This window comes from Halomonas sp. BC04, from assembly GCF_000568385.1.
In genome coordinates this window covers 1-14,366 of sequence record NZ_AZQX01000215.1, presented here as the reverse complement: position 1 = coordinate 14,366, position 14,366 = coordinate 1, and the positions used below count along the sequence as shown (strand labels likewise).

The 14,366-nt window shown below is 63.6% G+C and carries 13 protein-coding genes and 2 pseudogenes; 9 read left to right on the top strand and 6 right to left on the bottom strand.

What is annotated here, in order from left to right:
* The 7 genes from Q427_RS14970 to purH form a co-directional block, all read left to right on the top strand.
* On the top strand, positions 1 to 444 hold a 444-nt coding region (locus tag Q427_RS14970; RefSeq protein ID WP_043515326.1), incomplete at its 5' end, for a thioredoxin fold domain-containing protein.
* Between the two features lie 232 nt (positions 445 to 676).
* Positions 677 to 1,135: an acetyl-CoA carboxylase biotin carboxyl carrier protein gene (gene accB, locus Q427_RS14965; protein ID WP_043515325.1), complete on the top strand. Its 459-nt coding sequence runs from the start codon at positions 677 to 679 to the stop codon at positions 1,133 to 1,135.
* A gap of 29 nt (positions 1,136 to 1,164) precedes the next feature.
* Positions 1,165 to 2,505, top strand: a complete 1,341-nt coding sequence (accC, locus tag Q427_RS14960) for an acetyl-CoA carboxylase biotin carboxylase subunit (RefSeq protein ID WP_043515323.1) — start codon at positions 1,165 to 1,167, stop codon at positions 2,503 to 2,505.
* 72 nt (positions 2,506 to 2,577) lie between these two features.
* Complete coding sequence (gene prmA, locus Q427_RS14955) at positions 2,578 to 3,501, top strand: 50S ribosomal protein L11 methyltransferase (protein ID WP_043515321.1); 924 nt, start codon at positions 2,578 to 2,580, stop codon at positions 3,499 to 3,501.
* A gap of 84 nt (positions 3,502 to 3,585) precedes the next feature.
* Positions 3,586 to 4,629 (top strand): tRNA dihydrouridine synthase DusB, encoded by a 1,044-nt coding sequence (gene dusB, locus Q427_RS14950; RefSeq protein WP_043515331.1) that lies wholly within the window; start codon positions 3,586 to 3,588, stop codon positions 4,627 to 4,629.
* A gap of 62 nt (positions 4,630 to 4,691) precedes the next feature.
* On the top strand, positions 4,692 to 4,961 hold the full coding sequence (fis, locus tag Q427_RS14945; RefSeq protein ID WP_155833580.1) for a DNA-binding transcriptional regulator Fis: 270 nt from the start codon (positions 4,692 to 4,694) through the stop codon (positions 4,959 to 4,961).
* Positions 4,962 to 5,038: 77 nt separating this feature from the next.
* Positions 5,039 to 6,622, top strand: coding sequence for a bifunctional phosphoribosylaminoimidazolecarboxamide formyltransferase/IMP cyclohydrolase (gene purH, locus Q427_RS14940; protein WP_043515317.1), 1,584 nt, complete (start codon positions 5,039 to 5,041; stop codon positions 6,620 to 6,622).
* A 333-nt stretch (positions 6,623 to 6,955) separates the two neighbouring features.
* Here purH and Q427_RS14935 read toward each other — a convergent pair.
* The 4 genes and pseudogenes from Q427_RS14935 to folE form a co-directional block, all read right to left on the bottom strand.
* Positions 6,956 to 8,412, bottom strand: a pseudogene (locus Q427_RS14935) (NAD-dependent succinate-semialdehyde dehydrogenase).
* A 66-nt stretch (positions 8,413 to 8,478) separates the two neighbouring features.
* The gene (locus Q427_RS14930; RefSeq protein ID WP_043515316.1) at positions 8,479 to 8,799 is read right to left on the bottom strand and encodes a DUF4190 domain-containing protein; all 321 of its coding nucleotides are present in this window, start codon (positions 8,797 to 8,799) and stop codon (positions 8,479 to 8,481) included.
* A 116-nt stretch (positions 8,800 to 8,915) separates the two neighbouring features.
* Positions 8,916 to 9,326 carry a dihydroneopterin triphosphate 2'-epimerase gene (gene folX / locus Q427_RS14925; RefSeq protein WP_051496406.1) on the bottom strand — a complete coding sequence of 137 codons (411 nt, stop codon included), beginning with the start codon at positions 9,324 to 9,326 and terminating at the stop codon, positions 8,916 to 8,918.
* 59 nt (positions 9,327 to 9,385) lie between these two features.
* Positions 9,386 to 9,943: a GTP cyclohydrolase I FolE gene (gene folE, locus Q427_RS14920; protein WP_043515313.1), complete on the bottom strand. Its 558-nt coding sequence runs from the start codon at positions 9,941 to 9,943 to the stop codon at positions 9,386 to 9,388.
* A gap of 263 nt (positions 9,944 to 10,206) precedes the next feature.
* Here folE and Q427_RS14915 point away from each other — a divergent pair, with 263 nt between their 5' ends.
* Positions 10,207 to 10,761 carry a hypothetical protein gene (locus tag Q427_RS14915; RefSeq protein ID WP_043515310.1) on the top strand — a complete coding sequence of 185 codons (555 nt, stop codon included), beginning with the start codon at positions 10,207 to 10,209 and terminating at the stop codon, positions 10,759 to 10,761.
* A 69-nt stretch (positions 10,762 to 10,830) separates the two neighbouring features.
* Here the strand turns inward: Q427_RS14915 and Q427_RS14910 are convergent.
* Both Q427_RS14910 and Q427_RS14905 read right to left on the bottom strand, forming a co-directional pair.
* Positions 10,831 to 11,813, bottom strand: a pseudogene (locus tag Q427_RS14910) (serine/threonine protein kinase).
* Between the two features lie 34 nt (positions 11,814 to 11,847).
* Entirely contained in the window at positions 11,848 to 12,636 is a 789-nt protein-coding gene (locus tag Q427_RS14905) for a ComF family protein (RefSeq protein ID WP_231613715.1), read from the bottom strand.
* A 439-nt stretch (positions 12,637 to 13,075) separates the two neighbouring features.
* Between Q427_RS14905 and bioB the strand changes: the two genes are divergently transcribed.
* Entirely contained in the window at positions 13,076 to 14,185 is a 1,110-nt protein-coding gene (bioB, locus tag Q427_RS14900; protein WP_043515303.1) for a biotin synthase BioB, read from the top strand.
* Positions 14,186 to 14,366: the final 181 nt, after the last annotated feature.

The window sequence follows — 14,366 nt, the reverse complement described above, 5'->3', positions numbered from 1 at the left end:
GGGGGCAATGATCCGCTTCGCCCCCTGGCCCCGCCGCTGGCCCAGACCGGCGGCGCCCAGCAGGACGTCGAGATAACCACTGTCGAAGACCTGGGCACACTGGAGGCCGCCCTGCTGCGCAACGCCGAACAGGCCATGCCCACCTTCGTCCACTTCACTGCCGACTGGTGTATCTCCTGCAAGCAGATGGAGCGCCAGGTCTACCCCGCGCCTCAGGTGGCCGAGCCATTGTCGCAGTTCGCCCGCATCAACGTCGACGTGACCCGCAGCGGCGAGTCGTCCCGCGAATTGCTGGACCACTTTGGCCTGTTCGGCCCACCCAGCTTGATGTTCTTCGATCAGGGTGAAGAGATTCGTGAGGCTCGCATCCAGGGTGAGGTACGCGCCAACGATTTTGCCTCCCACCTGGAGAGCGTCCTCGACTGGCTTGGGCAGCGCAGCTGAACAGCTCTCGCTTCTCTCCTGGCACGACCGTAGCGCAGCTCCCAACGGGGGTGGCGAACACCGTTCCCTCTCGCTGGACATCGCTCGCGATTTTAGGCACACTCCGCCAACAACACTTATCAAGGCCGATAGCGTCGGCAATATTCAACATCTTGCCGGGATCTATCGAAAGTTGGCCTGGGTTAACAGCGCCTCGGCCACCTGTCACCTACTCACCGATCGAGACAGAGTCATGGACATCCGCAAGGTCAAGAAGCTGATCGAGCTGCTCGAAGAATCCAATATCAGCGAAATCGAGATTCAGGAAGGCGAAGAGTCTGTCCGCATCAGCCGTCATCCCAATGGCGTGAGCTGGCCGCAGCCCCACATGCCCCCCCAATACGGTGCGCCACAGCCAGCGCCGGCCGCCACATCACCGTCACCGGAGCCGGCTGCCGAGACGGCAACCCCGTATCAGGGTCACGCCTTGACCTCACCCATGGTCGGCACCTTCTACCGCAGCCCGGCGCCGGGGTCCAAGCCCTTCGTGGAGCTCGGCTCCAGCGTCAAGAAAGGCGAGACCGTTTGTATCGTCGAAGCCATGAAGATGATGAACCAGATCGAAGCCGATCGTGACGGCGTGATCGAGGCGATTCTGGTCGAGGATGGCGAGCCCGTTGAATTCGACCAGCCGATGCTCGTCATCTCCTGATCTTTCACCCAGAACTGGCGGACTCCATCATGCTGGACAAGGTTCTCATCGCCAACCGCGGCGAGATCGCACTGCGTATCCTGCGTGCCTGCAAGGAGCTGGGCATCAAGACCGTAGCCGTTCACTCCAAGGCAGACCGTGAACTGATGCACGTGCGCCTGGCTGACGAGGCCGTATGCATCGGGCCGGCCTCCTCGGCGCAATCCTATCTGAACATCCCGGCGCTGATCAGTGCCGCGGAGGTCACCGACTCCAGCGCCATCCATCCTGGCTACGGCTTTCTCTCCGAGAACGCCAATTTTGCCGAGCAGGTGGAACGCTCCGGTTTCGTCTTTATCGGACCACGGGCCGAGACCATTCGCCTGATGGGCGACAAGGTCAGCGCCATCGAGGCCATGCAGATCGCCGGCGTGCCCACGGTACCGGGCTCGGATGGCCCACTGGGTGACGACGAAGGCGATATCGTTGCCATCGCTCGACGCATTGGCTACCCGGTGATCATCAAGGCCGCCGCCGGCGGTGGCGGTCGTGGCATGCGCGTCGTGCACACCGAAGCCCACCTGCTTTCCGCCGTCAACGTGACGCGGACCGAGGCGCACTCCTCCTTCGGGGACGGTACCGTCTACATGGAGAAGTTCCTCGAGAAACCGCGTCATGTCGAGGTACAGGTACTGGCCGACGGCCAGGGCAACGCCATCCACCTCTTTGACCGCGACTGTTCGCTGCAGCGACGCCACCAGAAGGTACTCGAGGAGGCGCCTGCCCCCGGCATCGACCCCGAGGCCCGTGCGCGGGTACTGGAAGCGTGTCGGCAGGCCTGCATCGAGATCAACTACCGCGGCGCCGGGACCTTCGAGTTTCTCTACGAGGATGGCGAGTTCTTTTTCATCGAGATGAATACCCGCGTCCAGGTGGAGCATCCTGTGACCGAGATGGTGACGGGGGTCGATATCGTGCGCGAGCAGCTGCGCATCGCATCGGGCTTGCCGCTGTCGATAGCCCAGGAAGACGTCAAGCTCTTCGGGCATGCCTTCGAGTGTCGCATCAACGCCGAGGATGCGCGCACCTTCATGCCCTCCCCCGGCAAGGTGACGCTCTACCACCCCCCCGGGGGCCTCGGTGTGCGCATGGACTCACATCTCTATACCGGCTATACGGTACCGCCCCACTATGACTCGCTGATCGGCAAGCTGATTACCTGGGGCGACAACCGGGAGATCGCCCTGACGCGCATGCGCAACGGGCTTGACGAGCTGCTGGTGGAAGGCATCAAGACCAACATCGATCTGCACAAGGATCTGGTACGCGACGGCTACTTCCAACAGGGTGGCGTCAATATCCATTATCTGGAGAAGAAGCTGGGCTCCTGAGTCTGAGCCCGACTTTCGATCCCTGCGGGGTGGCCATAGGCCACCCCGCCTGCGTTACGCACGGAGAACACCATGCCCTGGCTGCAGTTGAAGGCTCGCATCGCTCCGGAGCAGGCAGAACTGCTCGAGGAGCTGCTGATGGCGGAGGGAGCCACCGCAATCACCCTTCAGGATGCCCATGACGACCCCGTCTTCGAGCCCGAACGGGGGACCACCCCGCTGTGGGACGAGACCGTGCTCACCGGCCTCTACGACGACCTGGAGGGCCTGCCAGCCATGCAGGAGCGCCTCGCGGCGGCCTGGGCACAGGCCATGCCAGGCGAGCCCTGCCCGGAGATCGAGCATGAACTGCTGGCCGACCGGGACTGGGAGCGGGAGTGGATGGAGGACTTCAAGCCGCTGCGCATGGGCCAGCGCCTCTGGATCGTGCCAAGCTGGCACGAACCGCCAGACCCCGACGCGGTCAACCTGCACCTGGACCCGGGGCTCGCCTTCGGCACCGGCACCCACCCCACCACCGCACTCTGCCTCGAGTGGCTCGACGACCTGGCCCTGACGGGGGAACTGAATGAACGTGAGGTACTCGACATCGGCTGCGGCTCGGGAATCCTGGCCATCGCCGCCCTCAAGCTGGGGGCAGGTCAGGCCACAGGCACCGATATTGACCCCCAGGCACTGCAGGCCAGCCGGGACAATGCCATCCGCAACGCGATCGAGGATGATGACCTACGCCTCTGCTATCCCGAGGAACTCGCCGACACCGGCAAGGCAGCGACGTTTCCCGTCGTGATCGCCAACATCCTGGCCGGCCCGCTGATCCAACTGGCCGCGACCGTTGCCGGACATGTGGCGCCGGCCGGCCGACTGGTGCTATCGGGCATCCTCGAGAACCAGGCCGATGAGGTCATCGAAGCCTACCGGGAACAGGGCCTGGTCATGGACGAACCCGTGATTCGCGAGGGCTGGGTGTGCCTGAGCGGTCGTCGCCCGATCTGAGGGGGGAGCAACACCTATTGGTACCTTCACCACACGGCGACGGGAGCGTATGATATGCAGCCCCCCGAGCCACTAGACTGCCACATGCCCGATAGCCGCCCCCTGCCACAGATCGGCCGCCATCGCCTACCCAACCGGGCGGTCCTGGCTCCCATGGCCGGCGTGACCGACCGCCCCTTTCGACAGCTCTGCCGTCGACTCGGAGCCGGCCTCGTGGTGGGTGAGATGGTGACGTCGGACCCGTCGCTGTGGCATACCCGCAAATCTCGCCAGCGCATGGACCACCGCGGAGAGCCGGGCCCAAGGGCGGTGCAGATTGCCGGCGGCGATGCGGCAATGCTCGCCGAAGCCGCTCGACTCAACGCCGAGCGGGGGGCCGAGATCATCGACATCAACATGGGTTGCCCAGCCAAAAAGGTGTGCAACAAGGCCGCCGGCTCGGCGCTGCTGCGCGACGAAGCCCTGGTCGCCGAGATTCTCGAGGCAGTGGTTGCCGCGGTGGACGTGCCGGTGACGCTCAAGATCCGCACTGGCTGGTGTGCCGACAGCAACAACGGGCTCCGCGTGGCCCGGCTCGCCGAATCAGCCGGTATCCAGGCGCTGGCGGTCCATGGCCGACATCGCCAGCAGCGCTACAGCGGCCAGGCCGAGTACGAAACCATCGCCGACATCAAGTCAAGGGTGAATATTCCGGTATTTGCCAACGGTGATATCGACTCTGCGCAGAAGGCCGCCTTCGTTCTCGACTATACTGGAGCGGATGCGGTGATGGTCGGTCGCGGCGCCCAGGGCAACCCCTGGATTTTCCGCGAAATCGACCATTACCTTCGCCACGGACAGGCACTGCCCCCGCCCACGGAACGTGAGCGGGCCGACGTATTGCGCGATCACCTGTCGGCCCTGCACGCCTTCTACGGAGAAACGATGGGGGCGCGCATCGCGCGCAAACATCTCGGCTGGTACCTCGCATCGGACCACCGCCTCGGCGAGGGCCGACAGCGTGACCTACGCGCTGCCTTCAATGCCCTGCAGCATCCAGCCGAGCAATATGACTTCATCGACGACCTCTTTTGCCCCGGGAGCGATCCTACCGACCCCGGGACAGCGAATGGAATCAGTGCCGCATGAATCGTGAAGCCTTCAACCGGAACCCCGACCTGTCGGATATCGACATCGGTCCCTGCGCCGAAATGGCCGGCCTCGATACGCCGTCCTCGCCGGACGACTCCGCAGAGCAGCCGCTGCGAGAAGCCGTGGACTACGCCATGCGACGTTACTTCGACCACCTCGATGGTGGCACCGTAACCGACCTCTACGCCATGGTGATGGCCGAGGTCGAGGCACCGCTGATGGCTGCCGTGCTGGACTATACCCAGGGCAACCAGACACGCGCCGCGGAAATCCTCGGGCTCAACCGTGGCACGCTGCGAAAGAAGCTCAAGCAGCATGACCTGATATGAAACGACCGGCCCTCGGGCCGCCCCGACGGCAATCAGTGTTTCACCCCCTTTCCCCACCTCCAACATAGAGTCGCATCATGTCCGATATCCCTGCCTCCCGACCGATTCGCCGCGCCCTCATCAGTGTTTCCGACAAGAGTGGCATCGTCGACTTCGCCCGGGGCCTGAGTGCACAAGGGGTCGAATTGCTCTCCACCGGAGGCACCTTCCGCCTGCTTTCCGATAGCGGTATCGCCGTGACGGAAGTCTCCGAGCACACCGGCTTCCCCGAGATCATGGATGGGCGGGTCAAGACACTCCATCCCAAGATCCATGGCGGCATCCTCGGCCGCCGCGGCCAGGACGACGCGGTCATGGCCGAGCATGATATCGCGCCCATCGACATGGTGGTGGTGAATCTCTACCCCTTCGCCCAGACCGTGGCCAGGCCCGACTGCACCCTTGAGGACGCCATCGAGAACATCGACATCGGTGGCCCCACCATGGTGCGCGCCTGCGCCAAGAACCACGCCCACACCACTACCGTGGTGGATGCCGGCGACTATGATCGGCTGCTGGCGGAGATGAGCGAGCATCAGGGGGGCGTGCCTGACGCCACCCGCTTCGACCTGGCCGTGAAGGCCTTCGAGCACACCGCCGGCTACGATGCCGCCATCGCCGACTACCTGGGAAACCAGGTTCCCGGCAGCGAGGATGGCTTCCCGCGCACCTACAACCTTCAGTTCCACAAGAAGCAGTCGATGCGCTATGGCGAGAACCCGCACCAGAACGCTGCCTTCTACGTGGAAGCCGATGCCCGCGAGGCCAGTGTGGCCACCGCCACCCAACTGCAAGGCAAGGCGCTCTCCTTCAACAACGTGGCCGACACCGACGCCGCCTTCGAGTGCGTCAAGGCATTCACCGATACCGCCTGCGTGATCGTCAAGCACGCCAACCCCTGCGGCGTGGCGGTGGGCGTCAGCGCCACCGAAGCCTACGACAAGGCCTTTGCCACCGATCCCACCAGTGCCTTCGGCGGCATCATCGCCTTCAATGTGCCGCTCGACGCCGACACCGCCCGCGCCATCATCGACCGTCAGTTCGTCGAGGTGATCATTGCCCCCGGTGTCGCCGAGGATGCTCTGGCCATCGTCGCCGAGAAGCAGAACGTACGCCTGCTCGATGTCCGCAAGCACTGGCCCGGTAAGCGCGAGCACGCCCATGACTTCAAGCGCGTGACGGGAGGGCTGCTGGTCCAGGACAGGGACCTGGGCATGGTCGGGCGCGACGAATTGACCGTGGTCAGCGAACGAGTGCCCAGCGAGCAGGAGATGCGCGACCTGGCCTTTGCCTGGAAGGTGGCCAAGTACGTCAAGTCAAACGCCATCGTCTATGCCAAGGCCGGCCAGACCATCGGCGTCGGCGCCGGCCAGATGAGCCGCGTCTACTCCGCCCGGATCGCCGGCATCAAGGCCGCAGACGAAGGGCTGGCGGTACCCGGCTCGGTCATGGCAAGCGACGCCTTCTTCCCGTTCCGGGACGGTATCGATGCCGCCGCGGCCGCCGGCATCACCGCGGTCATCCAGCCCGGCGGCTCGATGCGCGACCAGGAGGTGATCGACGCCGCCAACGAGGCAGGGATTGCCATGGTGTTTACCGGCATGCGGCACTTCAAGCACTAAGCCTGCGGCGAGGAGCGGCAAGCTTCTATAGCAAACACCGCCAACCCGTCATCATAGAATAAGCCCCCATCGACCTGAACTGACCCCCAATAGCTGGACGGTTCAGTCAGGTTGATGGGGGCTTCGCTTGTTAGGCGGGACACGGGTGCCTAAAGTCGCGGCTATCCGGGCGACAAGCCTTCGCGGAGGCGCTGTGAACCCCTCCCTAGGCGCTACTTTTTCCTTCCCTGGAAAAAGACCTCCGCTACGACCTGTTGTCCCCGGCGCCGCTCATGTCCGCGGCCGCCTGCACCACCTTGCTGCCTTGCAAAACGGTACGAACGCCGCTGTTTCCTAACCAAGGTCGATACAGAGGTACTTGGTCTCCAGAAACTCCTCCAATCCCTGATGACCGCCCTCACGACCGAGCCTGACGCCTTTACCCCGCCGAAAGGCGCGGTGGGATTCGAGATAATGCCGGTGTTGATGCCGACCATGCCGTACTCCAGTGCATCGGCCACACGCCATACCCGACCCAGGTCGCGGGAATAGAAATAGGAAGCCAGTCCATACTCGGTGTCATTGGCCATCTGCACGGCATCCTCTTCATCATCGAAGGGGAAGACCGCGGCGAGCGGGCCGAAGGTTTCCTCGTGGGCCACCTTCATCCTATCCGTGGCAAAGCTGATCAGGGTAGGGGTGAAGAAGTTGCCCCCCAGCGGGTGCGGATTCCCCCCCAACAATAGTTGGGCACCATGGTCCACGGCGTCATGCACGTGCTCACTGACCTTTTCCACGGCCTTGCTATCGATCAGCGGTCCGATATTGACGCCTGCATCGGTGCCATCACCCACCTTGAGCTCGCTGTTCATGGCGACCGCCAGCTTTTCGCAGAAGGCATTGACCACACTGGACTGCACCAGGAAACGGTTGGTGCAGACACAGGTCTGGCCCGCATTGCGGAACTTGGCGGCCATGGCGCCTTCCACGGCGGCATCCAGGTCGGCATCCTCGAAGACGATGAAGGGGGCGTTGCCGCCTAGCTCCAGCGAAATCTTCTGGATGTTCTGTGATGCCTGTGCCATCAGTTGACGCCCCACTTCGGTGGAGCCGGTGAAGGTGATCTTGCGCACGCTGGGAGACTCGGTCATCGCCGCCGCAATCTCGCTGGCCCGCCCAGGCACCACATTGAACACACCGCGCGGCACCCCGGCGCGTTCGGCCAGCAACGCCAAGGCGGTGGCAGAGAACGGGGTCTGGCTGGCCGGCTTGACCACGATGGTACAGCCTGCTGCCAATGCTGCACCGGCCTTGCGAGTGATCATCGCGGCGGGGAAGTTCCACGGCGTGATCGCACCCACGACCCCCACCGCCTGCTTGGTCACCACGATGCGCTGATTGGCCTTGGCGGCGGGAATGGTTTCGCCGTAGATGCGTCGAGCCTCTTCGGCGAACCAGCGCAGGAAACTCGCCGCATAGGCAATCTCGCCGGCGGCCTCCTTGAGCGGCTTGCCCTGCTCATGGGTCATGATCATGGCCAGGTCATCCTGATGATCCAACATCAGGTCATGCCACTTCATGAGGATATCGGCCCGCTCCTGGGCAGTAAGCCCTTTCCACCCCGGGAGCGCCGCCTCGGCCGCTGCAATCGCTCGCTCCGTCTCGGCACGGCCAAGGCGCGGAACGTTGCCGAAGGACTCTCCGGTAGCGGGGTTGATCACATCGATCTGCTCGCCGCTGTCGGCGGCTACCCAGCTACCATCAATGTAGGCAAAGGGGCAGTAGAGCTGCGTTTCCTTCAAGGCTTCCATGATCGTCTCTCCCGGCCGACAAGCGGCCCTGTTGTACAAGTGTAAACGCGGCTTGGCTTGGCGCCGTCAATCCGTCGCCTCGACGCCCTGATCTGGCACCATATGCTGCTCGATCCCTTCCTGAAGCGGGGGCTCGACCATGGACGTCAGTATGGCAAGTATCAGCACCAGCGCGATGGCCATCCAGCAGAATGCCCGGCCGATATAGCGTTCGGGGTTGCGCCGGATCTGACGCAACCCCATCACGCCAAAGATGGCGGCGGCAATGTTCACCGGAGGCATGCTGCCCGCCAGGAGCAGCGCAATGATTGCCGTGACGATGGACGCCATGGCCCAGGGGGAGTAGTGGCGACGCGTCGAGGAACGGGGGGTATTGTCTCTATGCAACGAGCTTTCACTCCCTGTGAGTCCGGACAGGATCCCCTCCATGCTACGCGTTCAGCTCCCGCGCACCAACTCCGGGGCAACGGCGCGAACAAAAGCCGTGAGACTCGGGCGAATAATCAGCGTGGGCGACGGGGCTCTCTGCTCGCCGACAGCGTCACCGACACCGAATCGGCAAAACGCAGCGCATGCGGCTTGTCGATCTCGACCTGAGCGGTGAGAACGGCGTCATGGGACATGATCAAATCGAGGACTTCACGGGTCATGCGCTCCAGCAACAGAAAGCGGTTCTCCTCGACCAAGGCGATGATCGCCTTGGTGATGGTGCGATAATTCAGCGCCTGCTCAATATGGTTGAATGCCACAGCGTTGTCCGCCCGGTAGCGGATCACCGCGTTGATCAGAATATCCTGGCGATTCTGTATCTCGTCGTCCTTGATCCCGATATAGGTGCGCAAACGCAGGTTCTTGATGCGTATCGTCGCCAGATCGTGATCGAAGTGTTGATCATCCAGGGCGTACAGCGTCATGGCGTGGACTCCAGTGAAAGAACAAGTCGCAGCAGGAAAGTCGGGCCCGGCCCGAAAAGTCAGCGACTATTGACCAGGGTGAGAAACTCCTGTCGAGTCGGCTGGTTCTCGCGAAAGGCCCCCAGCATCACCGATGAGGTCATGCTGGAATTCTGCTTCTCCACGCCTCGCATCATCATGCAGAGGTGCCGCGCTTCGATCACGACGGCCACCCCCCTGGCATCGGTCACCTGTTGTACCGCCTCGGCGATCTGCCGTGTCAGGTTTTCCTGGATCTGCATGCGGCGAGCAAACATGTCGACGATGCGCGCAAACTTGGAGAGTCCCAGCACCCTGCCATTGGGCAGATAGGCGATATGACACTTGCCGATAAAGGGCAGCAGGTGGTGTTCACACATCGAATAGAGCTCGATGTCCTTGACCAGCACCATCTCGTCGGTCTCGGACTCGAAGACCGCCCCGTTGATGATGTCCTCGAGCGTCTGGGCATAGCCGCGGTTGAGGAACTGCATGGCCTTGGCAGCCCGTTTCGGGGTATCACGCAGCCCCTCTCGCTCCGGGTCCTCCCCGAGTTCGAGAATGATCTGGCGATAGTGGTTGGCAAGTTCTTCGATCATGGTCGGGCCCCACGCTTACCGATGGTTGGGTGGTGGCCTCGCCACCACTTAATGCACAAATAATATACAGGATTTTATCTTTGTATAATAAAAATTTGCTTGAAACGGTGATTCTATCGCAACCGAGGCCTGATGGCAGGCCAACCGTCACCCGCTACGCTTCCCTGCGACATTCCCCCGCTGCGGCCCCCCGAAGGGCTATGATAGAATCGATTCATTCGAATGACTGCCCTGTGCGCAGCCGTGACTATCGAGAGCCCGTTATGATCCCTATGCCGATCCTGGCAGCCGCCGGCCTGTCCCTGCTGCTGATGCCCTTTGCCGCTTCAGCCGCCACTCTTTCGCTACCCGCCGATGCGAGCGTCGCCGTTCATGTCATCGACGAACTCACGCTCGATGGCGATACACCGCGCCAGGATGACATCCTGCTCAGTCCTGTCAGCGGTGACGGCGATGCATCCCACGAGTTGCCAGAATACTGTGTCCTGGTGGGTAACGCCCGCCTGGATGGCGAGCGGGTCCGCGTCACCACCCAGGCGCTGACCTGCATCGAGACAAAAGGCGAAGAGAGTGCGATATACAGTGGCGAAATGTCGGCTGCCGCCTACGAAATGGACGGCAGCTACGGCCTGGACGCCTGCGATGCCGGCCGGTGCAAGCTGACGCCGGAGCACGTCTTCCAGCTCAAGCTGGCCAGCGCGCTCGACATCGAACAGCAGGACAACCCGGCGGCACGCATCAATGAACAACGCCGCCAGGCGGAGGGTGCCGGTATCGCCAACCCGATCCCGGCCGAACGCCCCGAGCCGAACCAGTAACTCTCTCCCAGAACGCGCGAACGCGCCCTCAGGCGCGTCAGCCGCTCTCACACCGCGCAAGGCGACCCATCAGGCCAGCCAGCGGGGCTCTTTTTCCAGCAGCAGGCGCTGCTGCTCCAGCATGCGAATATGGCTATCCCAATAGCCGGCATCGGCCAGCCAGGGAAAGGCCGGTGGAAAGGCAGGATCCTCCAGCGCGCCACCAGCCAGGCGCTATGACGCATGAGCCGAAGGGTTCTCAGCGGCTCGATCAACGTCAGCTCACGCCGATCGAAGTCGCGGTGCTGCTCGTAGCCCTCCATCACTTCCGACAGTTGCATCTGCCACTCGGCGTCGTGCTCCGCCGTGAGCAGCATCCAGAGATCCTGGATGGCGGGTGCCGTCAGGCAGTCGTCGAAGTCCACCAGGGTGAAGTTCTCGTCACGTCCGAGCACATTGCCGATATGGCAGTCGCCATGCACGCGGATTGCCTTCTCATCTGCCCAGGCATGGGGCTGGAGAGCCTCGTGAAGGGCAGTGGATATCCGCTCATAGGCGCGGCGCTGCTGACGGCCCAACCAGTGGCTGCCGAGTACCCGCTCCCTGGCTTCCAGCACCATGGCATCCAGGTCCAGCTTGCTACGGTGCCGAAATGACGAGCGCTCGCCAACGGCATGCAGCGCACCGATGACCTCGCCCAGGGCGAACAGGTGGGCAGGGTTTTCCAGCTCGGGGGCCTGCCCCGGCACCTGGGGAAAGAGAGCGAAGCGAAACCCCTGGTCATGGTGCAACGAGCGGCCTGCCTCATCTCGCCAGGGTGCCGACACCGCGACCCCGGCTGCGTCCAGCTCCGCCAGGAAGTCGTGCTCCTCCTGGATCTGGGCATCGGTCCAGCGCTCGGGGCGATAGAACTTGACCACCCAGCGCCTGCGCTCATCGTCATGCACCAGGAAGACGCGATTCTCGTAGCTGTTCAGGGCGAAGGGTTCGCCGGGCAGCCACAGGCCCAGGGACTCCACCGCCGCCACAATCCGTGACGGTTCAAGCCGGGCAAAGGGGTGCGTCGACGCCATGCTGCCTCCGGAGTTCCAGTAAGGGAGTTGCATGCTACCAGAGTTGCGAAAATGGCGTACGCGCCACCGCCCACGCCTCCACCGCTTCGGCACCGGCACGGCGGCACGCACGGGCCAGGGCGTCCAGCGTCGCCCCGGTGGTCATGACATCGTCCAGCAGCGCGACTCTCCCGGATAATGGGTCGACCACCTCGAAGCCATCCTTCAGATTGCGACGCCGCTCGCTGCGGTCAAGCCCCCGCTGGGAGGGGGTATCGCAAAGGCGCCTGGCCAACCGCAGTGGGACACCGAGGCGTGGGGCCAGGCGTCGGGCCAGCCATTCAGCCTGGTTGAACCCCCGCTGCCGCGCCCGATTGGGATGCAGCGGTACGGCGATCAGCGCATCCGGCCGTGGCACGTCAGTGAGCCTGGTTTCCAGCAACGCCACCAGCACACTGCCCGCCCGGGGCGAGGCCTGGAACTTGAAGCGCTGCATCAAGGACGCCACTTCGTCCTGGTAACGCAGCGGCGCCCAGGTCCTGTCGAAGCTCGGTGGGTGCGCCAGGCAGTGACCGCAAAGCCGAGCCTCCAGCGAGCCGGAGGGCTGAGGCTCCCCACAGCGGGGACAGGCCGGGAGATTCCAGGGCAACGTTTCGAAACAGGCCTGGCACCAGGGCTGCCCGGCCTCGCCGGGCGCCAGGCAAAAGGCACAGCGGCCCGGCAGCAGGCGTCGCAGGCCGCCGTCCAGGCCCGACAATGCCAGCCGGGGCCAGTGCCGCCAGCCCTGCCCGGTGACAGACTCTCGTCTTCGTTTCGCCGTCGCCTGCCCTGCCATTTTCGTCATAGCACTCCCCCCTACCCGTCCGGCCATTTTCTTGGTTCATCGCAGACTGGCGTGAAATGGCAAGGTACGTCATGGCCGCGCTGTTGGAGTATCTTTAGATCACGACTGGAGGCCGCAGGCCTCCCGGCGGTGTTGCCTATGTTAGCGGTTATAGCTGGCGCTGCGGTCTCCGCCAAGGCGCCTGGCGGCGCCAGTCGCGATGGGAACTCGGAGTGCCGAACCGAGCGTTCCAACAAGGAACGCCTGCGTCACTGTCGTCGAGCCGCCCTTCCACAATGCAGCCTGTGCAGTGCAGGTTTACGCCAAGAAGTGAACATCCCTTTTACTTGCCAGCCACCCTGTCAACCCATTTAAGAACAAAGGTTGACAGTGGAGGAGCCCTGCGCAATCCTACCGTCAACCAAAATTATCCAACCGGTTGACCAAAGCGAGCCTGAACATGTCCACAGCGCCTACGCCTCCCAGCCCCCCTGAGCAGACCCTAGCCGGAAAACCCGAGGTCCGCCACGACTGGTCCCTGGCCGAGATCGAGGCGCTCTTTGCCCTGCCCTTCAACGACCTGATGTTTCAGGCGCAGCAGGTGCATCGTGCCCATTTCGACCCCAACGCCGTGCAGGTTTCCACCCTGCTGTCGATCAAGACCGGCGCCTGCCCCGAGGACTGCAAGTACTGCCCCCAATCGGGCCATTACAACACCGACCTCGACAAGGAGAAGCTGCTGGAGATCGAGAAGGTGGTGGAGCAGGCCAGAGCGGCACGCGACGCGGGAGCTAGCCGCTTCTGCATGGGGGCGGCCTGGCGCAGCCCACGGGAGAAGGATCTCGAGGTGGTGATGGAGATGGTGAGCCGGGTCAAATCGCTGGGGCTCGAGACCTGCATGACCCTGGGCATGGTGGACGGCGACCAGGCGAAGCGTCTGGCCGGAGCCGGGCTCGACTACTACAACCACAACCTCGACACCTCCCCTGAGTACTATGGTGAGATCATCACCACGCGTACCTATGGCGACCGTCTGGAGACGCTGGCTAGCGTCCGGGAAGCCGGCATGAAGGTCTGCTCGGGGGGCATACTCGGTATGGGCGAGGCCCCCCGTGGCCGGGCCGCCCTGCTGCAGCAGCTGGTCCGGCTGGAGCCGCACCCCGAGTCAGTGCCGATCAACATGCTGGTCAAGGTACCCGGCACGCCGCTGGAGGATGTCGAGGATCTTGACCCCATCGTCTTCATCCGCGCCATCGCCGTGGCCCGCATCCTGATGCCGAGGAGCCACGTGCGGCTTTCAGCCGGGCGCGAGCAGATGAACGAGTCCACCCAGGCACTGGCCTTCCTGGCAGGCGCCAACTCCATCTTCTACGGTGAGCGGCTGCTGACCACCGCCAATCCCCAGGCGGAACGGGACCGCGCCCTTTTCGACAAACTCGGCCTGCACCCCGAGCGTCGCCAGACCTGTACGGACGACTCACGCCAGCAGGAAACCCTGGAAGCGGCCGTGGCAATGAAAGCCGGCCAGGCCAGGGCCGACACCCTGGCCTATGACGCCACCCTGGCCTGAGACAGCCTTCATGCAGCAGCCCAGCCACTGGCCCAGGCGGCTAGCAGTCCGAGCAGAAGAGCGCCGGTCCCTGGGACTCTGGCGCCAGCGACATACACACCGGACCGACAGCGGCCTGCACGACTTCGCCGGCAACGACTATCTGGGCCTGGCCCAGGACCCACGCCTGGCCGAGGCCCAG